The organism is Hydrogenophaga sp. L76 (genome assembly GCF_057654755.1).
Window position 1 is genome coordinate 4,546,401 of the sequence record NZ_CM172807.1, and the last position, 24,647, is coordinate 4,571,047.

Consider the following 24,647-nt stretch of genomic DNA (forward strand, 5'->3'; position numbering starts at 1 on the left):
CGCCATGAAGGACACGAAGACCGTCGCTGAGGGATGCCTGGGCGTGATCATGCTGGACACCCGCTTCCCGCGCCCGCCGGGCGACATCGGCAGCCCGGACACCTGGACACGCGCTGGCATCCCGGCGCGCTTCATCACCGTGCCGGGGGCCTCGGCCCGGCGCGTGGTGCAGGCGCAAGATCCGGCGCTGCTTGAACCCTTCGTGGAGGCTGCCCGTTCGCTGGCCGGTCAGGGTGCCCGGCTCATCACCACCAGTTGTGGCTTTCTGGCCAGCTGGCAGGCCGAATTGCAGGCGGCGGTGGACGTGCCCGTGATCACCTCCAGCCTGCTGCAATGCGCCCGGCTGCCGTCACCGGGCATCGTCACCTTTGATGCAGCCTCGTTGCATGCCGGGTTGCTGCAGCGGGCGGGCGTGCCGGCGGGTACACCCGTGGAGGGTCTGCCTCCTGGTTGTGAGCTGCAGTCGCGCATCCTGGCCAACGACACCCAACTGGACCTGCGGCAGGCATCGGACGATGTGGTGGAGGCCGCGATGCGATTGGTGGAAAAGCATCCCGAGGTGCAACACCTGGTGCTGGAGTGCACCAACATGCCACCGTACCGGGCAGCCGTGGCCCAAGCCACCGGAAGACCGGTGCACGACCTGGAAACGTTGCTGCTGGACACCTGGCGACAGCAGCGCGCAGAAGACTGAGAGTCAAGAGGGGGCGTTCAACCCAGAACGCCGCGGAACCGGCTCCGCCGGGCCGCCAGCGTTGCCCCCCAGTGGGGGGTGACGCGCCGCAGGCGCGGCGCGGGGGGCGTCAAAGCTCCTCTACGCGCCGTGCCGGATAACTGTCCCAGCTCTGGCAGCCCGGGCATTGCCAGAAGTGCTGCCGGGCCTCGAAGCCGCAGGCTGCACAGCGGTAGCGTCTGAGTGGATTGCTGGCCTGCTCCAGTGCGCTGTGCACCGGTTTCTGCGCGCGCGGGTCCGACAGGGTTTCGCCGGCCAGCCACTGGGTGGCCACCACCAGCGAGGGCTCGCGCTCCAGGTGGTTGAGGTAGCGTGCGCGGGCGCTCTCGGCATCGGGGCTCAGGCGGGCCAGGGCTTCGGTCACATCGAGCGAAGGCCCATGTTCGTGGGCGGCCTGCAGCAGCACCAGAACCTCGGCCTGCCGCCCGGTTTGCTGCGCCAGTTCCGCGAGCGCATGGGCGGCCAGCGGCAGGCCTTGCGGCGCCTGGTGCGCCAGCTGTTTCAAGGCGGCCAGTGCACCGGCGGTATCGCCTTGCTGGGCTTTGAGCGCAGAGAGCGCCATCCAGCCCCGGGGCAACTGCGGCGCGTGCTGCACCGCCTCACCCAGCAGGCGCTGCGCCAGCGTGGTGTCACCGTTTTTCTGGGCCAGTTCGGCTTCTTCGCACTGGTAGTGCGCTAGTCGGGTGGTGAAGCTGCCCTGTTCGGCCGCTTCGAGGCGTTGCGCAATGGTCTGGGCCTGGCGCCAGTCGCGTGAACGTTCGTAGATGGACAGCAGCGCCAGCAAGGCTTCGCCCTCAAAGGCCGAACCTTCGAGCTTGTGCAGGGCGGCTTCGGCGCGGTCAAGCAACCCGGCCTTGAGGAAGTCCAGCGCCAGCGCGTGCTGGGCGCGGTCGCGGTCTTTGCGGTTGATGTCGGCGCGACCCAGCAGGTGTTCGTGCACACGCACGGCGCGGTCGTAGTCGCCCCGACGGCGAAAGAGATTGCCCAGCGCAAAGTGCAGTTCGGCGGTGTCGGGGTCGCCCTGCACGGCTTCGATGAAGGCATCGATGGCCTGGTCCTGCTGCTCGTTGAGCAGGTGGTTCAGGCCCCGGAAATAGGCTTTGGGTGTCTGGCGGCTCTCGATGCGCCACTGCCGCAGATCGAGTCTTGAGGCGATCCAGCCGAGTGCAAACGCGATGGGCAGGCCCCAGAGCAGCCAGGTGAGGTCAAGATCCATGTGGCGTTACGGCGCGGGGGGCGTGAGGGTGTCAGCGCCTGCATCTGACGCGCTCAGGCGGGACGGGGCCTGTTGGCGCGCACGCCTCGCGCGCAGCCACAGCGGCAGCATCACGAGCACGCCCAGGCTCACACCCATCAGCAGGGCGATGAACAGCACCAGCACCAGCGGTGCCTGCCATTGGGCGCCAAAGAACAGGTGCAGCGTGACCGCGTCCTGGTTGTTCAGCGCGAACGCGAAAAGCACAAAAAAAATGGCTGCGTTGAGCAGCCACATCAGGTATTTCAAATCATCCCCTCTGTGGTGGGACGATTGTAACGATCCAGTCTCTTGATCAGTCCGCCTTTTTCGGCTCGCGACCCAGGATCTCGGCGGTCTTCGCGTCCACCTGTTCACGCAGGGCTTTGCCTGGTTTGAAGTGCGGAACGCGCTTCTCCGGAATCATCACGCTCTCGCCCGAACGCGGGTTGCGTCCGATGCGGGGTGAGCGGCGGTTGACGGAGAAACTGCCGAAGCCCCGGATTTCAATCCGGTGCCCTTTGACCAAGGCATCGCCCATCGCATCGAGGATCGCTTTGACGGCGTACTCGGCGTCGCGTTGGGTGAGCTGGCCAAAACGGCCGGCCAGTGCTTCAACGAGGTCGCTACGGGTCATGTCTGGGAAGGGGTTTGAAGGCTGACGGGCTGGTCCGGGCAGGTGCTGTGAAACACCCGCCCGGATTCAGTCGGCTCAGTTGTTGTTGTCGAGCTTGGCGCGCAGCAGGGCGCCCAGGCTGGTGGTGCCGGCGTTTTCACGGGCCGACTGCTGGCTCAGGGACTGCATGGCTTCGTTCTGGTCAGCCATGTCCTTGGCCTTGATCGACAGCTGGATGTTGCGGGTCTTGCGATCCACGTTCATCACCACGGTGGTCACTTCGTCGCCCTCTTTCAGCACGTTGCGCGCGTCTTCCACGCGGTCGCGGCTGATTTCGGAGGCGCGCAGGTAACCCAGCACGTCTTCGCCCAGATCGATCTCGGCGCCCTTGGCGTCAACCGTCTTGACCTTGCCGGTCACGATGGAGCCTTTGTCGTTCACCGACACGAAGGTGGTGAACGGGTCGCCGTCGAGCTGCTTGATGCCCAGGGAGATGCGCTCGCGCTCCACGTCGATGGCCAGCACGATGGCTTCGACTTCCTGGCCCTTCTTGAAGTTGCGCACGGCGGCTTCGCCGGTTTCGTTCCAGGACAGGTCGGACAGGTGCACCAGGCCGTCGATGCCGGCAGCCAGACCCACGAACACGCCGAAGTCGGTGATCGACTTGATCGGGCCCTTGACGCGGTCGCCGCGCTTGGTCTGCTCGGCAAACTCGTGCCAGGGGTTGGCGCGGCACTGCTTCATGCCCAGGGAGATGCGGCGCTTGTCTTCGTCGATGTCGAGCACCATGACTTCGACTTCGTCGCCCAGCGACACCAGCTTGGACGGGGCCACGTTCTTGTTGGTCCAGTCCATTTCAGAGACGTGCACCAGGCCTTCGATGCCTGGCTCCAGCTCAACGAACGCGCCGTAGTCGGCGATGTTGGTGATCTTGCCGAACATGCGCGTGCTTTGCGGGTAGCGGCGTGCAACGCCCATCCACGGGTCATCGCCCATCTGCTTCAGACCCAGGGAAACGCGGTGCTTCTCGGTGTCGAACTTCAGGATCTTGGCGGTGATTTCCTGGCCAGCCGTCACCACTTCGCTCGGGTGACGGACACGGCGCCAGGCCATGTCGGTGATGTGCAGCAGGCCATCGATACCACCCAGGTCCACGAACGCACCGTATTCGGTGATGTTCTTGACCACGCCGTTGACGATGGCGCCTTCCTTCAGCGTGTCCATCAGCTTGGCGCGCTCTTCGCCCATGGAGGCTTCCACCACGGCGCGGCGGCTCAGCACCACGTTGTTGCGCTTGCGGTCCAGCTTGATGACCTTGAATTCCAGGGTCTTGTTTTCGTACGGGGTCAGGTCCTTGGTCGGACGGCTGTCGACCAGCGAGCCCGGCAGGAAGGCGCTGATGCCGTTGACCATGACCTTCAGGCCGCCCTTGACCTTGCTGGAGGTCGTGCCGGTGACGAATTCGCCGGACTCGAGCGCTTTTTCCAGCGACATCCACGAAGCCAGGCGCTTGGCCTTGTCGCGCGACAGCAGGGTGTCGCCGAAGCCGTTTTCAACGGAGTCGATGGCGACCGACACGAAGTCGCCCACCTGGACTTCGAGCTCACCCAGATCGTTCTTGAATTCGGCGAGCGGCACGTAGGCTTCGGACTTGAGGCCAGCGTTGACCACCACGTGGCTGTGTTCGATGCGAACGACTTCAGCGGTGATGACTTCGCCCGAGCGCATTTCAGCGCGTTTCAGGGACTCTTCGAACAGGGCGGCAAAAGATTCAGACATTGAATTTCCTAAAACCACTCAGCGTCGGCGCAGCAACCACGTTGAGGTGGCTGGAACGGGTAACGACGGTTGGGCGGCGTTGACATTGCGGTGCGTGGCACCGCGGGGTTAAGTGAAAGAACCGTCGGGCCTGCGGGCTGTGAACGCCCGGCTGTGCCGTCTGGGCCATCAGGGTGGCGTTTTCAGAGCTCCGAAAACACCGTTTTGCCTTGCCACCAGTTCAGGACTTGCTGTACCGATTGTTCGATACCCAGTTCGGAGTTGTCCAGCAACAAAGCGTCTTCAGCGGGCTTGAGTGGCGCGTGGGCACGGGACGAGTCCCGGTGATCGCGCATTTTCAGGTCTGCCAAAAGACTATCAATATTAGCAGCAATTCCCTTTGAAATCAATTGCTTATGCCGCCGTTCGGCGCGCTGCCCGGCGCTGGCGGTCAGATACACCTTGAGCGGGGCGTCCGGGAAGATCACCGTGCCCATGTCGCGCCCGTCGGCCACCAGGCCAGGCAGGCGCCTGAAGCCCAGCTGCAGCGCATTCAGGGCGGTTCGCACGGCCAGGTGCTGCGACACCCGGGACGCCATGCCGCCGGTGGATTCCAGGCGCAGGGGGTCGGTGATGTCGCGGCCCCCCAGAAACACCTTGTGATCGCGGAACGCCAGTGGCAGCTGCGCGGCCAGGTGGGCCAGGGCGGGTTCGTCGTCCAGATCGATGCCCGCGTCCTGCGCCGCCAGGGCGGTGGCGCGGTACAGCGCACCGGAGTCCAGCAGGTGGTAGCCCAGGCGCTGGGCCACTTCGGAGGCCAGTGTTCCCTTGCCCGAAGCCGTGGGACCGTCGATACAGATCACGGGGATGACCTGGGCCGGGGTTTCGCAGACCTCAAACAGGGTTTCGAAGTAGTCCGGGAAGGTTTTGGCCACGCACTTCGGGTCTTCGATGCGCACCGGCAGGCCGGCCGGGTTGAACGCCGCCAGCGAGAAGCACATGGCAACGCGGTGGTCGTCGTAAGTGTGGATGGAGGCTGCTCTCCACTCGGTTGGCGGTGTGATTCGGATGAAATCGGCACCTTCCTCCACCGTGGCGCCGAGCTTGCGGCATTCCGTGGCGATGGCCGCGATGCGGTCGGTTTCTTTGACCCGCCAGCTCGCGATGTTGCGCAGCGTGGTGATGCCATCGGCATACAGCGCCATCACGGCCAGGGTCATGGCCGCATCGGGGATGTGGTTGCAGTCAAGGTCGATGGCCTTGAGTGGCCAGGCGCCGCGCCGTATGTGCAGCCGGTTGGCTTCGCCGGAGACCTCGGCGCCCATCTGGCGGGCGGCTTCGACGAAACGGATGTCGCCCTGGATGGAGGACAGGCCCACGCCCTCGATGGTGATGCCATCGGTGCCGGGAGTTGGCGTTGCCAGCGCACCCAGTGCGATGAAGTAGCTGGCTGAAGACGCATCGCCTTCAACGGGAATGCGCCCGGGCGAGGTGTAGCGGCTGCCGGCGGGAATGGTGAAGCGTTGCCAGCCGTCGCGGCGAACCTGCACGCCGAAGCGTTCAAGCAGGTTGAGCGTGATCTCGATGTAGGGGCGCGAGATCAGCTCGCCCACCACCTCGATGACGATGTCCCGTCCCGTCGCCGGGCCGCCCCAAGACGGGACAGCCCCCTCGGGGGGCAGCGAGGACACGTCAGTGCCGAGCGTGGGGGCACGGTTCGTGGCGACCAGGGGCAGCGCGAGCAGCAGGGCCGTGAGGAACTGGCTGGACACGTCGCCTCGCACGCGGATCGGCTGGTCGAGCGCCAGTGTTTGAGGGACGCCGTTGCCCAGCCGCAGCGGCGGGTAACCTTCCTGACCCAGGCAGTCCACCGGGCAGCCCAGTTGGCGCAGGGCATCCACCAGATCGCCGATCGGACGCTCGTGCATGCGGGCGATGCCACTGAGTTCAAACGCACCGCCGTGCACGCTGGCCAGCAGCGCCAGCGCGGCGGTCAGCGGGCGCATGGCCGTGCCGGCGTTGCCCAGGAAAAGCAGCGCCTGCTTCACGGGCAGTGCGCCGCCGAGCCCGTGCACCCGCAGGGCGCCGTCGGACTGGGGTTCGATGCGGCAGCCCAGCTGGGCCAGCGCGGCCAGCATCACCCGGGTGTCGTCCGAATCCAGCAGATCGGCGATGTCGGTGTGGCCGACGCTCAGGGCCGCGAGCAGCAGCACGCGGTTAGAGATGCTTTTGGAGCCGGGCAGGCGAACGATCCCGCCTGCGCTGTGCAGGGGCGGAACGTCAAGGTGGTCGATGGCGTACATGAGCGAGGTGGGCGAACGGCGGTCACCGCCGATCGGGATCGGCGAAACGGCCTCAGTTTTGCGGTTTGATGGCGCTCATGCGCCAGTGCGCGCGCGAGCTGCTGGCCTGCTCAATCAGCGATTCAAGGGCATCCGGGTTGCCGGCGCTGATGGCATTTTCAAAGGCTTGCAGGGCGCGCTGGAAATGCCGGGACTGGGCGATCAACTCCTCGCGATTGGAGGTGAGGATGTCGCGCCAGACGCTCGGATCACTCGCGGCAATGCGGGTGAAATCACGGAAACCCGGTCCGGCCAGCGACAGGAATTGCTGCGACTGGGGCTGGTTGTTGATCGCGTTCATGAGCGCAAAGGCAATCATGTGCGGCAGGTGACTGACCGCCGCGTACGCCGCATCGTGGGCCTCGGGCGACATCTGCTTGACATGACAACCGAGCGCGGTCCAGACCTGCTGGGCTTTGTCAAGCTGGGTGGTGAGCGTGCGCTCTATGGGAGTGAGGATGACCTGGCGCCCGGTGTAGAGCTCGGCATCCGCGTGTTCCACACCCGAGAGTTCTTTTCCCGTGATCGGATGGGCGGGCACAAACACGCCCACCTGATCTTTCAGCACGCGGCGCGCGGCATCAATGACGTCGCGCTTGGTGGAGCCGACGTCCATGACGAGGGTGTTGTTGTTCAACAGGTGCCGGATGGCCTTGAAGGTCGCTTCTGTGGCCGATACGGGCACGGCCAGCAGCACGAGGTCGGCGCCGGATACCGCCAGCAGGGCGGATGGCGCTTCCACGTCGATCACGCCCATCTGGCGCGCACGCTCGGTGGTGGATGGCGACTTGCTGTAGCCCACCACGCGTTTGACCAGACCAGCCTTTTTCAGGGCAAGCGCGAACGACCCACCCATCAGGCCGCAGCCGATCAGCCCGAGTTGTTCAAACATGCAGACCCCTGGAGAACCCCATTGAACCCATTGGAACGAGGTAATGCATCTTATTCACTGACCGGGTAGGCACCCAGCACCTTGTAGAACGCGCAAAGGCCTTTGAGCTCCTCCAGCGCCGCCGCCACATGGGGCTGCGAGGGATGGCCTGCGATGTCGATGTAAAAGTAATACTCCCATTGGCCGGACTTGGCCGGGCGGGACTCAAAACGGGTCATGGACACGCCGTTGTTCTTGAGCGGTACCAGCAGATCGTGCACCGCACCAGGCCGGTTCGGCACCGACACCACGAGACTGGTGCAGTCCTTGCCCGATGCGGGCGGCATGGCCAGGGTCTGGGGTAGGCTGATGACGGCAAAGCGCGTGCGGTTGTAGGCCTCGTCCTGGATCGCGTGGGCCACGATGTGCAGGCCGAACTGGGCGGCAGCGCGCTCGCTCGCCAAACCGGCCCAGGCCGGGTTGGTCGCGGCCAGACGGGCGCCCTCGGCGTTGCTGGACACTGCACGGCGCTCGGCGTTGGGCAGATGCTGGCTCAACCAGTTCTGGCACTGGGCCAGCGCTTGCGGATGGGCCATGACCACTTCGATGCCGTCGAGCTCGTTCAGTTGCCGCAACAGGTTGTGGCGCACCAGCAGGCTGACTTCGCCGACCACGTGCACCGGCGAGCGCAGGAACAGATCGAGCGAGCGGGCGACCACACCTTCGGTGGAGTTTTCCATGCCCACCACGCCGTACTGCGCCGTGCCCGCCGCCGTGGCGTGGAACACTTCGTCGAAGTTGGCGCAGTAGATCAGGTTGGCGGCGCTGCCGAAGAACTCGATGGCGGCCTGTTCACAGAAGGTGCCCTGAGGGCCCAGAACGGCCACGCGCTGCGGTGCTTCCAGCGCCAGACAGGCCGACATGATCTCGCGCCAGATGGACGCCACATGCTGGTTCAGCAAAGGTCCCTGGTTGGCCGCCTGGATTTTTTCGATCACCTGGGCGACGCGATCCGGGCGAAAGAAGGGCGAGCCTTCTGCACGCTTGATCTCGCCCACCTGTTCGGCGACCCTGGCACGCTGGTTCAACAGCGACAGCAGTTGCTGGTCCAGTGAGTCGATCTGGATCCGCAAGGCGCCCAGCGCTTCGGACTGTGTGGGTTGTTTCATCGTGGGGTCGGCCGGTTTCAAGCCTGTGTTTGTTCGAAGTCGCGCATGTAGGCGACCAGCGCCTGCACGCCTTCCAGCGGCATGGCGTTGTAGAGACTGGCGCGCATGCCACCGACCGACTTGTGGCCCTTGAGCTGCAACAGGCCCGCCGCCCTGGCTCCGGTGAGGAAGGCCTCGTTGCGCGACTCGTCGCGCAGGAAGAACGGCACGTTCATGCGCGAGCGGCAGGCCGGTGCGACCTTGTTCACATAGAACGAAGACTGGTCGATGAAACCGTACAGCAGCTCGGCCTTGGCCCTGTTGCGATGCTCCATGGCCGCTATCCCCCGCAGGTCGCCTTCGGTCTGGCGCTTGAGCCACTGGAAGGTGAGTCCAGCCATGTAGATGCTGTAGGTGGGTGGCGTGTTGTACATCGAGCCGTTGTCGGCCACGGTCTTGTAGTCGAAGGCGCTCGGGCAGATCGACAGCGCATGACCGAGCAGGTCTTCCCGCACCACGACCAGGGTGACGCCCGCCGGGCCGAGGTTTTTCTGGGCGCCGCCAAAAGCCAGCCCGACACGGCGCCAGTCCACGGTGCGCGAGGCCACATGGGACGAGAAGTCGATCACCAGCGGTGCGTTGCTGCCGAGTGCCTTCAGGTCGGGCAGTTCGTGCAGTTCGACGCCATGGATGGTTTCGTTGCTGCACAGGTGCACGTATTGCGCATCCTGGCTGAGTTGCCAGCTGCCAGGCGTCGGCAGGCTGGTGTGTGCGTCGGCCTCGTTGCTGGCCGCCAGGTGGGGATCGCAGAACTTGCGCGCTTCCCTGAACGACTTCTGGCTCCAGCTGCCCGTGACCACGAAGTCCACCACGCCGCCGCGCGACAGGTTCAGCGGCACGATGGCGTTTTCGGCCAGGCCGCCGCCCTGCATGAACAGGATGCGAAAGTTCGGTGGCACCGCCAGCAGCTCACGCAAGTCGGCTTCGGCCGTCTCGATGATGGACATGAACTCCTTGCCGCGATGGCTCATCTCCATCACGCTCATGCCACTGCCGTGCCAGTCCAGCATGTCGGCCGCTGCCTGCTGCAGCACTTCCACCGGCATCGCGGCCGGACCCGCGGAAAAGTTGTACGGGCGCTGCATCACGGCTGCTCGTCCGTGCTGTCAGCCTCGCTGTCGTCCGCCAGCTCGGGCACATTGGCGTCGTTTTCCACGATGCGTTGCAAGCCGGAAAGCTCAGCGCCTTCGTCCAGCGCGATCAGGGTCACCCCCTGCGTGGCCCGGCCCATCTCGCGGATTTCCGAAACGCGGGTGCGCACCAGAACGCCCTTGTCGGTGATCAGCATGATCTCGTCGTCGGTGTGGACCAGGGTGGCGGCCACGACCTTGCCGTTGCGCTCGCTCTGCTGGATCGCGATCATGCCCTTGGTGCCACGGCCATGGCGGGTGTATTCGCCAATCGGCGTGCGCTTGCCGTAGCCGTTGATGGTGGCGGTGAGCACGCTCTGTTCTTCGTCTTCGGCCACCAGCATGGCGATCACGCTCTGGCTTTCTTCGATCATCATGCCGCGAACGCCACGCGCATTGCGGCCCATGGGGCGCACGTCGTTCTCGTCAAAACGGACCGCCTTGCCGCCGTCGGAGAACAGCATCACGTCGTGTTGTCCATCGGTCAGCGCGGCGCCGATCAGGAAGTCTCCCTCGTCCAGGTCCACGGCAATGATGCCGGCCTTGCGCGGGTTGCTGAATTCGTCCAGCGCGGTTTTCTTGACCGTGCCCATCGACGTGGCCATGAACACGTAGCTGTCCTGCGGGAAGCTGCGCATCTCACCGGTCAGCGGCAGCACCACGTTGATCTTCTCGCCTTCTTGCAGAGGGAACATGTTGACGATCGGGCGGCCACGCGAGCCGCGCGAACCGGCCGGCACTTCCCAGACCTTGAGCCAGTACAGGCGGCCCCGGTTGGAGAAGCAGAGTATGTAGTCGTGCGTGTTGGCGATGAAGAGCTGGTCGATCCAGTCGTCTTCTTTCGTGGCGGTGGCCTGTTTGCCGCGACCGCCGCGTTTCTGTGCCCGGTATTCGGAGATCGGCTGGCTCTTGATGTAGCCGCTGTGGCTGAGCGTGACCACCATGTCGGTGGGCGTGATCAGGTCTTCGGTGGAGAGGTCCTGGGCGCTGTGTTCGATCTCGCTGCGGCGCGCGCCGAGCTTGGTCTGGCCGAACTCAGTCTTCACTTCGGTGAGTTCTTCGCCAATGATGGTGGACACGCGTTCGGGTTTGGCCAGGATGTCGAGCAGGTCGTCGATGACGCCCATCACTTCCTTGTATTCGGCCACGATCTTGTCCTGCTCCAGACCCGTCAGGCGTTGCAGGCGCATCTGCAGGATTTCCTGGGCCTGCGTCTCGGAGAGGCGGTACAAACCGTCCCCGCCCATGCCGAACTCGCGTTCCAGGCCTTCGGGGCGGTAGTCGTCGGCGTTGATCACACCACCGTCGATCCGGGTGCGGGTCAGCATCTCGCGCACCAGGGAGCTGTCCCACGGGCGGGCCATCAGCTCGGCCTTGGCCACCGGCGGTGTGGGCGATTCGCGGATGATGCGGATGAAGTCGTCGATGTTGGCCAGCGCGACCGCCAGGCCTTCGAGCACATGGCCGCGCTCGCGCGCCTTGCGCAGGTTGAACACCGTGCGGCGCGTCACCACTTCGCGGCGGTGCTCCAGGAACACCTGGATCAGGTCCTTCAGGTTGCACAGGCGCGGCTGCCCGTCGATCAGGGCCACCATGTTGATGCCGAAGGTGTCCTGCAGCTGCGTCTGCTTGTACAGGTTGTTGAGCACCACCTCGGGGACTTCGCCGCGCTTGAGTTCGATCACCAGGCGCATGCCGGATTTGTCCGACTCGTCCTGGATGTGGCTGATGCCTTCGATCTTCTTCTCGTGCACCAGCTCGGCAATGCGCTCCTGCAGCGTCTTCTTGTTCACCTGGTAGGGCAGTTCGTCCACGATGATGGACTGGCGCTGGCCCTTGTCGATGTCCTCGAAATGGCACTTGGCGCGCATCACCACGCGGCCTCGGCCGGTGCGGTAACCGTCTTTCACGCCGGTCATGCCGTAGATGATGCCGGCGGTCGGGAAGTCGGGCGCCGGGATGATTTCCATCAGCTCGTCGATCGTGGCTTCGGGTTGCTTCAGCAGGTGCAGGCAGGCGTCAACCACTTCGTTGAGGTTGTGGGGCGGAATATTGGTTGCCATGCCGACCGCAATGCCCGAAGAACCGTTCACCAGCAAATTGGGCAGGCGCGAGGGCAATACCAGCGGTTCTTTTTCCGAACCGTCGTAATTGGGTCCGAAGTTGACGGTTTCCTTGTCAATGTCGGCCAGCATTTCGTGGGCGATCTTCGACAGTCGGATTTCGGTGTAACGCATGGCCGCAGCGTTGTCGCCGTCGACCGAGCCGAAGTTGCCCTGACCGTCCACCAGCATGTGGCGCAACGAGAAGTCCTGCGCCATCCGGACGATGGTGTCGTACACCGCGGAATCGCCGTGCGGGTGGTATTTACCGATCACATCGCCGACGATACGGGCCGATTTCTTGTACGGCCGGTTCCAGTCGTTATTCAACTCGTGCATGGCAAACAACACGCGCCGGTGAACGGGTTTGAGACCATCTCGTGCATCGGGCAGCGCACGACCCACGATCACGCTCATCGCGTAATCCAGGTAGCTGCGCCGCATTTCCTCTTCAAGACTGATGGGCAGGGTCTCTTTGGCGAACTGTGTCATGAGCGAAGGCGTGAGGTGCTGAAAGGCCGAAAGGCAACCCGTCATTTTAGGGCTACTGCCAAGGCCTTCTTTTTAAGTCTTAGTGTGGTATGCCGGCAACGAATGCGCCAGATGTGCAGAAAGCGGTTACAACCGACGTCAGCGGCCCGGAAGCCAGTGCCACAGCCTTGTGGCACAATAAATTCAGCGTTTTGAGTGGTGGTCACTTCAAGCGTTATTGTTGATATATGGCCCGTCCGCGGCTCAAACTAAGAGGAAAAAACCATGAAAAAACTGAACAAAGTGGCAATGCTGTTTGCAACCGCCGCCATGGCTTCGGCTGTATTTGCCGCGCCCTCCAGCGGCACTGAAACCAATGACAACTGGCGCAATGGCCACGGCAACCTGCAATGGAGGAACGGCGATGGCACCCTGTGCTGGCGCAACGCTTTCTGGACGCCGGCGACCGCTGCCAAGGGTTGCGACGGAGCCATTGTTCCTGCACCGGCTCCTGCACCTGTTGCCGTTGCTCCTGCACCAGCGCCTGCACCTGCTCCCGCTCCGGCTCCGGCTCCGGCCCCTGCTCCCGCAGCCACCAAGGTGACCTACGCTGCCGATGCCTTCTTCGACTTCGACAAGGCTGTGGTCAAGCCCGAAGGCAAGGCCAAGCTGGACGATCTGGCCAGCAAGGTTGGCGGCATCAACCTGGAAGTGGTGATCGCTGTGGGTCACACCGACTCGACCGGCCCTGCCGGCTACAACCAAGCCCTGTCGGTTCGCCGTGCTGAAGCCGTCAAGGCCTATCTGGTGAGCAAGGGCATCGAAAGCAACCGCATCTACACCGAAGGCAAGGGCCTGACCCAGCCGGTGGCCGACAACGCCACCCGCGAAGGCCGTGCGAAGAACCGTCGCGTGGAAGTTGAAGTGGTTGGCACCCGTTCGGGCCAGTAAGCACCGCTTGCGGCGCTTCTGACACAAAGCCCCATGCGCGAAAGCGCATGGGGCTTTTTCACGCCATCAAGCCCCATGCCCCGTTTGTTCAGCCTGCTGAGTGGCATCTTCCTGAGTCCCTGGGCCTGGCCCGCCAGTGCGCAGGACGAGTTGCCGGAGGCATCCTGGCGTGCCGTGCGGGTGATGACGGCGGAAGAGAAAGTGTGCTTGGTGAGCCCGCCGACCGACGCCAGCAAGCCCGTGGTGATCATGCTGCTGTCTCCTCGCATGGTCTACAGCCTGCTGGAGTGGTCGCGCATGAGACAGGCTGCCGAAGCGATCGGTTACCGGGTATTGAGCTGGAAAGATCCCCGGGTGCCGGAAAAAGAATGGCGGGCGGCGTTGGCTTCCCCTGCATCCACGTTGAACGATCCGTATGCATTGCACGCCATGCCGGCCCGTTGTCAATGGCTCTGGCGCGGTGTGAACCATTTGCCCATGAGTTTCGTGTCGCTGGGGTCACAACTCCATCCCTGGCCCGTTTGGGGTGTGATGCCCGACGAGGCATGGCGTGAGGCCCTGCAATTCCGGTGGCTTGCGCTGCAGCGTGCGCTGGTTCACCCTTCCAGACATTGATCTTGACCAGTGTATTGATGGTGCTCAAACCCGTTTTCCTGGTCTTTGCTGGCGCAGCCTTGGCGCTGACGGGTTTTGACGTCCTGTCGCAGCCCGCACAAGGTGCGCGGGACGGGTCGTGCATCGAGGCCGTCAGCTACCTTCCACTCGATCCGGCACAGGTGGGGCGTGACAGCCAGGGCATGGCTGCGCTGGGGACCTACGAGCGCATCAGTCCTGACGGGCGTTTTGTCCTGCGCTCGTTTTCGGGGGCGCAACTGGGCCAGGTGGCCCTGATCGAACTGCCCTCAGAACCCAACGGCCGGATGACGGTGCGCAAGACCCCACTCAGCAACGAGGCTTTTCCCGTGCAGGGCAGCTGGCGCTATCTGGTGGATGTGGATGGCAGCCACTACCGTTTTTCGGACATCGTGCGCCAGCAGCAGGTGGCGCGGCCCTTGTTCAAAGGCGGCATGAAGGGCTTTTATGCCGCCGCCTCCGAGCTGGACAGGGTCCAGAGCCCCGACCCTTCGCTGATCTGGATCCGGTCCATGAGCTGGCCCCAGGGAGGCCGGGCGGGGCAGGGCACTGGTCCGCTCCAGGTGCGCACGCTGGGGCTGCGCGATGATGCGCGCGGGGTCGAGGTCGTTCACGACTCTGGCCCGCAGTTCATCTGCCGGTCCCGCGAGGTCATCGACGGCAATGTCTACACCCTGCCCATGCTGTCGGTCGATGGCCTGGCGTTTTCTGCCATCCCGATCAACCCCCGATGGGGGAAGCCGAGCATGCGCGTCTATGGTCTGGCCCAGGGGGCGCTGGTTCCTGTTCATCCCTGCGACCTGCGCTGGGACCTGCAGGCAACGCCGGGGAAAGCGGTTTTCGGCTTCGCCACCGACCAGCCTGCCATGCTGACCTACACCGACAACGCGTCGGTCTATTTTGTGGACCCGCGGCCAGCGCTGAAAGGACAGGTGTTTCGGATCGAAGACTGGCGCACGCAGGTGCTGGCCAGTGCCTTCCCTGGCTTGACGCGTGATGGGCGGATCGTTTTTGGCGCAACCTGGAAAGATTGCCGACCCGATGGCACGTGCACCGGGCAAGCCGGCTACGTGGTGGCCGATCCCTACCAGAACCCCGACTACCGCCAGCAACTGCAGTACCTGGGCCTGCAAGCGCCAAAAATCTGCATATCGCCCGCTGATGTCCTTCGCGAGCGACAGCACTTCGCCACACAGCACGGACTCGCACCCTGAAGGCGTGTGAAAATCCGCATCATGAATCCCGTCAATGCCGATCCGGCCGAACTGGCCAAATTTTCCGATCTCGCCCACCGTTGGTGGGATCCCGAGAGCGAATTCCGACCGCTGCACCAGATCAACCCTTTGAGACTGGCCTGGATCGACGAACTCGCCAGCCTGTCGGGCAAAAAAGTGTTGGATGTGGGTTGCGGCGGCGGCATCCTGTCCGACTCCATGGCCCGCAAAGGCGCCCAGGTCACAGGCATCGACCTTTCCACAAAAGCGCTCCGGGTGGCCCAGCTGCACGCGCTGGAAGCCGGCACGGCCGGTGTCAGCTATCGGGAAGTCAGCGCCGAAGCGCTGGCTGCGGAGCAGCCGGCTTCTTTTGATGTGGTGACCTGCATGGAGATGCTGGAACACGTGCCCGATCCGGCCTCGGTGGTGCGTGCATGCGCCGAACTGGTCAAGCCGGGGGGGTGGGTGTTTTTCTCCACCATCAACCGCAACCCCAAGTCGTTCCTGTTTGCCATCGTGGGCGCCGAGTATCTGCTGCAAATGCTGCCCAAGGGCACGCACGAATACGCCAAGATGATCCGTCCCAGCGAACTGGCGGGCTATTGCCGCGCTGCGAGCCTTGATCTGGTCCAGACACGTGGCATGGAATACAACCCCCTGACCAAGCGCTACTGGTTGAGCCAGGACACCAGCGTGAACTACCTGCTGGCCACGCGCAAGGCATGAAGCTTCCACGGTTTGCAGTGAAGGCGGTGCTGTTCGATCTGGACGGTACCTTGGTGGACAGTGCACCCGACCTGGCGCTGGCGGTCGAGCGGATGCGTGCGGCCCGGCAGTTGCCCGCATTGCCGCTGGAGGGCTACCGGCCCCACGCCAGTTCGGGCGCGCGAGGCATGATCCAGGTGGCCTTCGGGGTTCCCCCGGCCGATCCTGCCTACGATGCCCTCAAACAGGAGTTTCTGGCTCATTACGAGCAGTGCCTGCTGCACCATACCCGGTGTTTCGAAGGGGTTGAGGAACTGGTGGCCACGCTGGCGCTGGGGCAAATGCCCTGGGGCATCGTCACCAACAAGGCGCAACGCCTGACCGAGCCGGTGCTGGCGGGTTTGCCCATGCTGTCCGGGGCGGGGGCGGTGGTGTGCGGTGACACCACGCCCTGGCCCAAGCCGCACCCAGAGCCTTTGCGCGAGGCCGCGCGTCGCCTTGGCGTGAGCCCGGACGCTTGCATCTACGTGGGGGATGACGAGCGCGACATCGTGGCCGGGCGCGAGGCGGGCATGTTCACAGTGGCTGCGCGCTATGGTTACCTCGGTGTTGGGGGTGAAACCGGGCATTGGGGCGCTGATGCGGAAGTTCTTTCTCCATTGCAGGTCTTGAAATTGCTCCAACTGCCTTAAACTTGGATACTCAGGGGCTGCACTGGTTTCGACGTGGGTTCGGACACGCAGCAGGGCATGTCGAGGTTCTGTCACCTCGTAAATCCGCAGAAAAAAACTAACTGCAAACGACGAACGTTTCGCACTCGCCGCTTAATTGCCGGTGAGCTTTGCAACAGCAGGCCTATGGGCTGGGCAAGGGTTCAGACGGCGCAAGCCGCGAGAGTCCAGGCTGCAAAGATAATTCAATAGGCTGGCTGGGCGTCGGGTAACTTGGCGCACAGCAAGATTCAAGGTTACTGGCGTCCTGTATAGCGTGCCGCTGCGCGATACAGGAAGCGAGACTCAAATCAGACGGCTACACATGTAGAACTGCGCGAAGAAGGCTTGCGGACGGGGGTTCAATTCCCCCCAGCTCCACCATAATGTGAAATCCCAACCCTTATCCGGTTGGGATTTTTTTGCCCGTTCCCCCAGTGTTGGTGCGGTTTCCGGCCTTGGCCTCTTGAGCACGCACCTCCCGAAGTTGCCGTTCCCGGCGCACTTTCGGCCGTTTCTCTCTCTCTGTTCTCTGCTGCCCTCTTGAGCATTCAAGGCCTGAAGTCGTGTGTTGGCGCGGGTTTGCGGCTCATCGGTTTGCTTCTTCGCCTGCTCGGGAGCGCGCGACCGAGACAGCGAAAGGCAAAAAAAGACCGAACCGCACACTGGCAGTTCGGTCATTCATTGGTCCGCTTTGTACGGAACGATCAGGACAGATCGAATCGGTCGGCGTTCATGACCTTGGTCCAAGCAGCCACGAAGTCGTTGACGAACTTCTCGCGGTTGTCGTCCTGGGCATAGACCTCGGCGTAGGCGCGCAGGATTGAGTTCGAGCCGAAGACCAGATCGACGCGGGTAGCCGTCCATCTGGTGGCACCGGTCTTGCGATCCACGATGGCATAGCTGTTGCGCCCGGTGGGTTTCCAGCTGTAGGCCATGTCGGTCAAGTTGATGAAGAAGTCGTTCGTCAGTGCGCCGACGCGGTCGGTGAACACGCCGTGCTGGCTACCGCCGTGGTTGGTGCCGAGCACGCGCATGCCGCCCACCAGCGCGGTCATTTCGCAAGCGGTCAGGCGCATCAACTGGGCGCGGTCAAGCAGCAGCTCTTCCGCGCTCACCACGTAGTCCTTCTTCAGCCAGTTGCGGAAACCGTCGGCCAAGGGCTCCAGCACATCGAAGGAGTCGGCATCGGTCTGTGCTTGGGTCGCATCGCCACGGCCCGGGGCAAAGGGCACCACCACATTCACCCCTGCGGCCTTGGCGGCTTGCTCCACGCCGACGTTACCCGCCAGCACGATCACATCGGCCACGCTGGCGCCGGTCTCGGCGGCGATCTTTTCATACACTGCCAGCACTTTGGCCAGACGCGTCGGCTCATTGCCCTCCCAGTCCTTCTGCGGAGCCAGACGGATACGTGAACCATTGGCACCGCCGCGCTTGTCCGAACCACGGTAGGTGCGGGCACTATCCCATGCGGTGCTGACCATCTCAGGAATGCTCAGTCCGCTGGCGGCAATCTTGGACTTCACGGACGCCACATCGTAGTCCTTGCGGCCAGCGGGTACCGGGTCTTGCCAGATCAGATCTTCCTGCGGAACGTATGGGCCGATGTAGCGCGACTTCGGTCCTAGGTCGCGGTGGGTGAGCTTGAACCAGGCGCGGGCAAAGGTTTCAGAGAAGTAAGCTTGATCTTGAGCGAAGCGTTCCGAAATTTTCCGATACGCCGGGTCCATCTTCATGGCCATGTCGGCATCGGTCATGATCGGGTTGTAGCGGATGGACGGGTCCTCCACATCAACTGGCTTGTCTTCTTCCTTGATGTTGATCGGCTCCCATTGCCACGCACCCGCTGGGCTCTTCTTAAGCTCCCAGTCGTAATTGAGCAGCAGATGAAAGTAGCCGTTGTCCCATTGGGTCGGGTGGGTGGTCCATGCACCTTCAATGCCGCTGGTCACGGTGTCACGGCCAATGCCACGGGTCGTGTGGTTTTGCCAGCCCAGGCCTTGTTCGTCCAACTCGGCACCTTCAGGAGCCGGGCCTAGGTTGGCGGCGTTGCCATTACCGTGGCACTTGCCAACGGTGTGGCCACCGGCAGTCAAGGCCACGGTTTCCTCGTCGTTCATGGCCATGCGTTCGAAGGTCACGCGCACATCGTGCGCCGTCTTGAGCGGGTCAGGCTTACCATCCACGCCTTCAGGGTTCACGTAGATCAGGCCCATCATCACGGCGGCCAGTGGGTTGTCCAGATCGCGTTCGCCAGAGTAGCGGCTGTTGGCGCTGCCGCTGGGAGCGAGCCACTCTTTTTCGGAGCCCCAGTAAGTGTCTTTTTCAGGGTGCCAGATGTCTTCACGGCCAAAGGCGAAGCCGAAGGTCTTCAGGCCCATCGATTCATAGGCAACGTTGCCAGCCAAGATAATCAGGTCGGCCCAGCTAAGCTTGTTACCGTACTTTTTCTTGATCGGCCAGAGCAGGCGGCGTGCCTTGTCGAGGTTGGCGTTGTCGGGCCAGGAGTTGATTGGAGCGAAACGCTGGTTGCCCGTGCCGCCACCGCCACGGCCGTCCGCGATGCGGTACGTACCAGCGGAGTGCCAAGCCATGCGGATCATCAGGCCGCCGTAATGGCCCCAGTCAGCTGGCCACCAGACTTGGCTGTTAGTCATCAGGGCTTTGAGATCGCGCTTGAGTGCTTCAACGTCGAGCTTCTTGACCTCTTCGCGGTATTTGAAGCCAACCCCGAATGGGTTTGTCTTGCTGTCGTGTTGGTGCAGAATGTCCAGGTTTAGGGCCTTGGGCCACCACTCCATATTCGACATGCTCGCCGAGGTGACGCCACCGTGCATCACCGGGCACTTGCCAGCAGAACTTGCGTCTTTATTTTCCATCTTTCGCTCCTTTGGTTGCGTTGTTAACCGAAATGGCTTTATGGTCCTAGAGACACCTACTCGAAGTATCTTTGCAGACGCTTTGAAAAGAAAAGTTACAGTTATCGTTATTATGGTCTCGAATGCACCATTTTGGGTTGGGCGAGAGACCGCTTCTAGCCAAAACGGCTTAATCACGACGACAGGATAATACTATGAAAGAAAAGAAAGTCAAACCGATGACCATGGATATTGGCATTTCGGATGCCGATCGTAAGAAGATCGCAGAGGGGCTGTCTGCTCTCTTGGCCGACAGTTACACGCTGTACTTGATGACCCACAACTTCCACTGGAACGTCACCGGTCCCCAGTTCAACAGTCTGCACAACATGTTCATGACGCAGTACACGGAGCAGTGGAACGCATTGGACATTGTTGCTGAGCGCATCAGGGCTCTGGGTTTCCCTGCACCGGGCACCTACAAGGAGTTCGTCAAGCTTGCTTCCATCAAGGAGGTCGAGGGCGTGCCCAAGGCTACCGAGATGATCCGCCATCTGGTGGCCGCACAGGAAGCCACCGCACGAACCGCCCGCAAGCTCTTCCCTGTCGTGGACGATGCCAACGATCAGCCCACGGCTGATGTGCTGACCCAGCGCATTGATGTCCACGAAAAGACTGCGTGGATGCTGCGTAGCTTGCTGGAAGAGTAAGGCTCGATTGCACGGTTTTTTGGCAAATCCTGCCATGGGCGGCACAAAAAAACCGCCCTGAGGCGGCGTGTCGGCGCGGCATTGCGGTCAGCGCGAGCCTGCCACCAAAGCCTCACGTTGCGCCAGCCAGGACGCCGACAACCTGCCGCGCAGCAACTGGCTGACGCCCACATCGAGGCGTCCCAGGGCGATGGCTTCGATCAAGTCGGGGGCCAGTTGTGCCAGTCGGCTCATCTTGCTCGTTTGGCCGAGGTCGATGCCCTCGGCTGCCGCGATCTCGGTCATCGAACTGAATCGTCCTTCGTCCAGCAGGCGCTGCCAGTGGTGTGCGAGGCCGAGCGCCCGCATCAAGGGAGTGTCCTGCGCCATCTCGCGCACCAGCCGCTCACGGCGGGCCTCGTCCAGGAACTCCTGCGGCGCGTCCAGCGGCGTGATGACCTGCTTCTTCAGGCCCCGGCGCACCAGCGTCCAGGGCAGGAAGGTTTCCATCTGCACGCCGCCAGCAGGCAGCGGCGTCTGATACGTCACTGGGTCGCCCTTGGCGTGGCCGCGATGCTTCTTGCTCACACATCCTCCTCAAAACTGGCCATGAGCTGGCGCTGGGCGTGCCAGTCCACCATCAGGCGGTTTCGCTGAAACCACATCAGCGTCAGCCGCCGTGGCTGCTTGCCCGCCATGAATTGCTCAATGATGTCGGGGGCCAGCAGGGTCAGGCGCAGCAGTTCGTTGACCACCGAGTGGTGCAGCTTCTCGGCGCGGGCGATTGCCGACCCGCTCTGCATCGCGCCGGTGTCCAGCAGGTGCTGCCAGTAGAAGGCGCGTGCCACACCGTCGAGCAGGGTCACGTCGTGGACGTGCCGGTCGTCGGCAGCCACGCGTTGGACGCCCCGGCGGCGGAACGTCAGTGGCACAAAGGTTTCCATCGGATCAATCATCAGGCTTCGACCTCCAGCAGTTCGGCACCGATGCTGTCCGGGGCGAACTCCTCGATCAGCGCGTTCCAACCCACCTCACGCCACTTCACCTTGATCCCCTGCACCTCGCCCGCGTGGACGAGGTCGATGCGTTCGATCATCAGATTGGCGATGCGGTGGCGTTCGACCGGGAACAGTTGATCCCACACGTTGTTGAGCCGTCCCATAGCCATCACGGTGGTGGCCTCGTCGATCTGGGCCCCGTTGCGTTGGATGTGCCGCACCACCGACGCCACGGTTTCGGGGCTGGTCAGCACCGTTCGGATCTGGGCGACTACCGCCCCTTCGATCTCCGGCGCGGGCAAGCGCTCGTAGCTCTTGCCCGGCGCGCCGAACCTCGCTTCCGACTTGGACACGTAGTAGTGGTACTTGCGCCCGTTCTTGCGCGAGTAGGTCGGGTACATCCGCTCGCCTGAGGGTGCGTACAGCAGGCCGCGCAGCAAGGCGTCGGTGCGCGACCTGATCTTGGTTTCCACCGACCGGGTGTGACCGTCCTTGGCCAGCACCTCGTGAACCCGGCCCCACAGCCCGGGATCGATGATGGCTTGATGCACGCCCGGGTACCAACTGCCCTTGTGCGACAACTCCCCGAGGTAGATGCGGTTGCGCAGCAGCTTGTGCAGGTACTTCTTGTCGATGCGCGTGCCCGCCCGCGTCTGGCCGTCCTGTGTCGTCCACGCCTTGGTCGTGATGCCATCCAGCGTCAGGTTCGCGGCAATCTGGGTGGGCGAGCCGATGGTCAGCATCTCCTCAAAGATGCGCCGCACCACCGCCGCCTCGGTGTCGTTGATGACCAGCAGACGGTTCTCGACGTCGAAGCCGAGCGGCGGCACGCCACCCATCCACATCCCTTTGCGTTTGCTGGCGGCGATCTTGTCGCGGATGCGTTCGCCGGTGACCTCGCGCTCGAACTGGGCGAAGGACAGCAGCACGTTGAGCATCAGCCGTCCCATCGAGGTGGTGGTGTTGAACTGCTGCGTGACCGACACGAACGACACGCCCTGGCGCTCGAACACTTCGACCATCTTGGAGAAGTCGGCGAGGCTGCGCGTCAGGCGGTCGATCTTGTAGACCACCACGATGTCGATCTGACCGCGCTCGATGTCGGCCATCAGGCGTTTTAGCCCCGGCCGATCCGTGTTGCCGCCGGAGAAGCCGGGGTCGTCGTAGTCGTCGGCCACAGGAATCCATCCTTCTGCGCGTTGGCTTGCGACGTAAGCGTGGCCAGCCTCCTTCTGCGCGTCGATGGAGTTGAACTCCTGGTCAAGGCGTTCGTCCGACGACACCCGGCAGTAGACGGCGCAGCGTTTGCGCGCCTTGGGAGAGGCGATTTGGGTGGCGTCGCTCATTGCGCACCTGCCTTGCCGGTCAGACCGAAGAACAGTGGCCCCGACCAGTGCGTGCCGGTGATCTGCCGGGCCACGGCTGTCAGGCTCTTGAAGGTGCTTCCCTCGTACTCGAACAGACCTTCGGCGGTGACCGCCACCTTGTGCTCGCGGTCGCCCCATTCGCGCAGCAGCACGGTGCCGGGCGCGAAGTTGGTGTCGCGCGGGCGAGCCCGCAGCTTGATGTTGGAATGCTTGGCACCGATGGCCTCCAGGCGCTGGCGCGTGTTGTGCGCCAGACCGCCGAAGGCTTCCTCCTGCATCTTGTAGGCGATGCGCGACTCGATGAAGACGCGGTTCGGGTTGTTGGGGCGGCTGCTGAAGTACCGATCCCACACTGGCCACAACTCGGCGATGGGCAGGCTCGACAGCTCCGCGATCCGCGCGGCGACGGATGCTTGTTTCTCGTTCATCACAACTTCTCCTGTTGATAGGGGGTTGTATGAACGCGCTGGTCGGGCAGGAAGCCAAGGCCAACTTCTCTCTGTTTTGGCGCTTCTGCGACGACGGTGCGGACGATGGCGGCCGCAAGGATGGCGGTGATTTCGCCAGCGCGGGCGCTGGCGGACATCTCCGAGGGAGATGCGAGTTCGAGGTTCTTCATGACGGCTCCGAGGAATTGCAACCGTCTCAGATGATGTTCGCGATGTTCCGAAGCGGATGGCAATTCCGGGTAATCGCGCTCATTCGGTGGCGCGGCCACGAAGCCCCGGCAGGCCAGCGGCGCTTGTCTGGCAGGGAACCTGATTGCGCGTTAACGAAACAGTTGACAGGTGCCGATCTGCTCGATACGATGGCGTCAATTAACTAATCACGCAATTGGGTCACGACATGGCATTTGGTGCCTACATCAGACAGAAGAGGGAGGCGAAGGGCATTCAGATGAATGACTTCGCCCGGCAGCTGGACATCTCGCCTGCCTACTGGTCGCGCATAGAGCGCGACATCGAGAAGCCGCCCAAGGACGAGCTGATCCGCAAGGCGGCAGAAATCCTTGGCGAGAATGTCGACGACGCCTTTGTTGAGGCCAGCCGCCTTCCGCCAGACATGCGCGACGACGTGGGGGGCCTGGTACGGATGTATCGCAAGCAAGCGACGGGGGACAAGTGAATGCCGGTGTTGACTCTTGGCTACCGGCATTGCGACCGAAAACGCCCCAGCTACATCAAGAATTCCGAGATTGAGGGCATCGCCGTTTTGGCCCGCCAGCAACTGGTGGAGGCGGCTGCCGATGCCATCCCGCTCGCAACCCTGAGCGCCATCTCCGGCCTGAAGATCAACGGCGTGGTCTTCGACCTGTTCGTCGGCACCGGGAATGTTGTGCATGACGAATGCGGCAACCCTGTTCTGGGCATCTGTGAGTACGACCCCGGCGTGCCGGACACGGCGATGGTGTCGGTGTCGCCGGTTGGCGTGAACGCCAGCGAGGAACTGGTACTGAGCACCCTTGGCCACGAACTCGGCCACGCCATTTTCGATGCGCCAGGATGGATCGTCGATGCCAGCAAGGGGCCGGGTCTGTTCGATGAACCCAGCGACGCGGCGCGGCGCGCCTACCGCACGACCACACGCGACGTCGAACACTTGGCGAAAGTCACGCCCGTCGCCGAGGCGGCTGCGACGCCCTCCCAGGCGATTCCGGGCCACACCACCAAGGAAGAATACTTCGCCGAGCTGCGTGCCAACGAGTTCATGGGGTCGCTGCTGGTGCCGCGCCAGCGGTTGAATCTGGCTGTCGAAGAGATGGCTGCGCAACACGGCGTGACGATCCATCGCAGCCCGTCGCTCGACCCCGAGTTGCCCGGCACCAGTCTTTACCTGACGGCTGATGGCGACATCGAATGTTTGCAGAAGGCCGTGGCCAAGCGCTTCGGCGTCAACCGGCGGTTCATCCAGGTGCGGATGGAGCGCTATGGCCTTCTCAAGCCGGGGGCCAAGATCTTCTGATCAAAGCCTTCATCCCGCCGCCGACCGCGTGTCGGCATTTTTTGAACCGTTCAGTTAACTACTCGCGCAATCGCGCACTTCGTTTAGAAAAG

Annotated in this window: 24 protein-coding genes and 1 other RNA gene; 10 read left to right on the forward strand and 15 right to left on the reverse strand. The window is 63.2% G+C overall.

Annotated features, from left to right (window positions below; all coding sequences use genetic code 11):
- Positions 1 to 4 precede the first annotated feature (4 nt).
- On the forward strand, positions 5 to 694 hold the full coding sequence (locus AC23D4_RS22225) for an aspartate/glutamate racemase family protein (RefSeq protein WP_472887832.1): 690 nt from the start codon (positions 5 to 7) through the stop codon (positions 692 to 694).
- Positions 695 to 803: 109 nt separating this feature from the next.
- Here AC23D4_RS22225 and lapB read toward each other — a convergent pair whose 3' ends face one another.
- The 9 genes from lapB to gyrA all read right to left on the reverse strand — a co-directional run bounded on the left by lapB (position 804) and on the right by gyrA (position 12,486).
- The gene (gene lapB, locus AC23D4_RS22230; protein WP_472887833.1) at positions 804 to 1,949 is read right to left on the reverse strand and encodes a lipopolysaccharide assembly protein LapB; all 1,146 of its coding nucleotides are present in this window, start codon (positions 1,947 to 1,949) and stop codon (positions 804 to 806) included.
- A gap of 6 nt (positions 1,950 to 1,955) precedes the next feature.
- Entirely contained in the window at positions 1,956 to 2,237 is a 282-nt protein-coding gene (locus tag AC23D4_RS22235) for a LapA family protein (RefSeq protein ID WP_472887834.1), read from the reverse strand.
- 46 nt (positions 2,238 to 2,283) lie between these two features.
- Positions 2,284 to 2,604 (reverse strand): integration host factor subunit beta, encoded by a 321-nt coding sequence (locus AC23D4_RS22240; protein ID WP_472887835.1) that lies wholly within the window; start codon positions 2,602 to 2,604, stop codon positions 2,284 to 2,286.
- Between the two features lie 75 nt (positions 2,605 to 2,679).
- Positions 2,680 to 4,362, reverse strand: coding sequence for a 30S ribosomal protein S1 (rpsA, locus tag AC23D4_RS22245; RefSeq protein ID WP_305722783.1), 1,683 nt, complete (start codon positions 4,360 to 4,362; stop codon positions 2,680 to 2,682).
- A 182-nt stretch (positions 4,363 to 4,544) separates the two neighbouring features.
- Positions 4,545 to 6,644, reverse strand: a complete 2,100-nt coding sequence (locus AC23D4_RS22250; protein WP_472887836.1) for a bifunctional 3-phosphoshikimate 1-carboxyvinyltransferase/cytidylate kinase — start codon at positions 6,642 to 6,644, stop codon at positions 4,545 to 4,547.
- A 52-nt stretch (positions 6,645 to 6,696) separates the two neighbouring features.
- Positions 6,697 to 7,575, reverse strand: coding sequence for a prephenate dehydrogenase (locus AC23D4_RS22255; protein WP_472887837.1), 879 nt, complete (start codon positions 7,573 to 7,575; stop codon positions 6,697 to 6,699).
- Positions 7,576 to 7,625: 50 nt separating this feature from the next.
- Positions 7,626 to 8,723 carry a prephenate dehydratase gene (pheA, locus tag AC23D4_RS22260; protein ID WP_290972092.1) on the reverse strand — a complete coding sequence of 366 codons (1,098 nt, stop codon included), beginning with the start codon at positions 8,721 to 8,723 and terminating at the stop codon, positions 7,626 to 7,628.
- 17 nt (positions 8,724 to 8,740) lie between these two features.
- Entirely contained in the window at positions 8,741 to 9,847 is a 1,107-nt protein-coding gene (serC, locus tag AC23D4_RS22265; RefSeq protein ID WP_472887838.1) for a 3-phosphoserine/phosphohydroxythreonine transaminase, read from the reverse strand.
- Entirely contained in the window at positions 9,847 to 12,486 is a 2,640-nt protein-coding gene (gene gyrA / locus AC23D4_RS22270) for a DNA gyrase subunit A (RefSeq protein ID WP_472887839.1), read from the reverse strand. Before gyrA ends, serC begins: the two co-directional genes overlap by 1 nt.
- A 264-nt stretch (positions 12,487 to 12,750) precedes the next feature.
- Between gyrA and ompA the strand changes: the two genes are divergently transcribed.
- The 6 genes from ompA (at position 12,751) to ssrA (ending at position 17,062) form a co-directional block, all read left to right on the forward strand.
- Complete coding sequence (gene ompA, locus AC23D4_RS22275; RefSeq protein ID WP_472887840.1) at positions 12,751 to 13,416, forward strand: outer membrane protein OmpA; 666 nt, start codon at positions 12,751 to 12,753, stop codon at positions 13,414 to 13,416.
- 75 nt (positions 13,417 to 13,491) lie between these two features.
- Positions 13,492 to 14,031, forward strand: a complete 540-nt coding sequence (locus AC23D4_RS22280; RefSeq protein ID WP_472887841.1) for a hypothetical protein — start codon at positions 13,492 to 13,494, stop codon at positions 14,029 to 14,031.
- 2 nt (positions 14,032 to 14,033) lie between these two features.
- On the forward strand, positions 14,034 to 15,263 hold the full coding sequence (locus AC23D4_RS22285) for a hypothetical protein (protein ID WP_472887842.1): 1,230 nt from the start codon (positions 14,034 to 14,036) through the stop codon (positions 15,261 to 15,263).
- A gap of 21 nt (positions 15,264 to 15,284) precedes the next feature.
- The gene (gene ubiG, locus AC23D4_RS22290; RefSeq protein WP_472887843.1) at positions 15,285 to 15,989 is read left to right on the forward strand and encodes a bifunctional 2-polyprenyl-6-hydroxyphenol methylase/3-demethylubiquinol 3-O-methyltransferase UbiG; all 705 of its coding nucleotides are present in this window, start codon (positions 15,285 to 15,287) and stop codon (positions 15,987 to 15,989) included.
- A complete protein-coding gene (locus AC23D4_RS22295) occupies positions 15,986 to 16,660 on the forward strand; it encodes an HAD-IA family hydrolase (RefSeq protein ID WP_472887844.1) in 675 nt (224 codons plus the stop codon). Before ubiG ends, AC23D4_RS22295 begins: the two co-directional genes overlap by 4 nt.
- A 13-nt stretch (positions 16,661 to 16,673) precedes the next feature.
- Positions 16,674 to 17,062: a transfer-messenger RNA gene (gene ssrA, locus AC23D4_RS22300) on the forward strand.
- 323 nt (positions 17,063 to 17,385) lie between these two features.
- Here the strand turns inward: ssrA and katG are convergent.
- Entirely contained in the window at positions 17,386 to 19,560 is a 2,175-nt protein-coding gene (gene katG / locus AC23D4_RS22305; protein WP_472887876.1) for a catalase/peroxidase HPI, read from the reverse strand.
- 194 nt (positions 19,561 to 19,754) lie between these two features.
- Here katG and AC23D4_RS22310 point away from each other — a divergent pair, with 194 nt between their 5' ends.
- Positions 19,755 to 20,249 (forward strand): Dps family protein, encoded by a 495-nt coding sequence (locus tag AC23D4_RS22310; protein ID WP_472887845.1) that lies wholly within the window; start codon positions 19,755 to 19,757, stop codon positions 20,247 to 20,249.
- 87 nt (positions 20,250 to 20,336) lie between these two features.
- On the opposite strand, the gene AC23D4_RS22315 is transcribed toward AC23D4_RS22310, so the two are convergent.
- From AC23D4_RS22315 to AC23D4_RS22335, 5 genes are read right to left on the reverse strand one after another with little or no spacing between them, the layout of a single operon-like run.
- Entirely contained in the window at positions 20,337 to 20,816 is a 480-nt protein-coding gene (locus tag AC23D4_RS22315) for a LacI family transcriptional regulator (RefSeq protein WP_472887846.1), read from the reverse strand.
- The gene (locus AC23D4_RS22320) at positions 20,813 to 21,184 is read right to left on the reverse strand and encodes a site-specific recombinase resolvase (protein ID WP_472887847.1); all 372 of its coding nucleotides are present in this window, start codon (positions 21,182 to 21,184) and stop codon (positions 20,813 to 20,815) included. The genes AC23D4_RS22315 and AC23D4_RS22320 overlap by 4 nt, the downstream gene beginning before the upstream one ends.
- Positions 21,184 to 22,572 carry a recombinase family protein gene (locus AC23D4_RS22325; protein WP_472887848.1) on the reverse strand — a complete coding sequence of 463 codons (1,389 nt, stop codon included), beginning with the start codon at positions 22,570 to 22,572 and terminating at the stop codon, positions 21,184 to 21,186. The genes AC23D4_RS22320 and AC23D4_RS22325 overlap by 1 nt, the downstream gene beginning before the upstream one ends.
- Positions 22,569 to 23,021: a DUF2924 domain-containing protein gene (locus AC23D4_RS22330; protein WP_472887849.1), complete on the reverse strand. Its 453-nt coding sequence runs from the start codon at positions 23,019 to 23,021 to the stop codon at positions 22,569 to 22,571. The genes AC23D4_RS22325 and AC23D4_RS22330 overlap by 4 nt, the downstream gene beginning before the upstream one ends.
- Positions 23,021 to 23,212, reverse strand: a complete 192-nt coding sequence (locus tag AC23D4_RS22335) for a hypothetical protein (RefSeq protein WP_045535126.1) — start codon at positions 23,210 to 23,212, stop codon at positions 23,021 to 23,023. Before AC23D4_RS22335 ends, AC23D4_RS22330 begins: the two co-directional genes overlap by 1 nt.
- Positions 23,213 to 23,439: 227 nt before the next feature.
- Here AC23D4_RS22335 and AC23D4_RS22340 point away from each other — a divergent pair, with 227 nt between their 5' ends.
- On the forward strand, positions 23,440 to 23,718 hold the full coding sequence (locus tag AC23D4_RS22340) for a helix-turn-helix domain-containing protein (protein WP_058719261.1): 279 nt from the start codon (positions 23,440 to 23,442) through the stop codon (positions 23,716 to 23,718).
- Complete coding sequence (locus AC23D4_RS22345) at positions 23,719 to 24,555, forward strand: hypothetical protein (RefSeq protein ID WP_472887850.1); 837 nt, start codon at positions 23,719 to 23,721, stop codon at positions 24,553 to 24,555.
- The last annotated feature ends 92 nt before the right edge of the window (positions 24,556 to 24,647 follow it).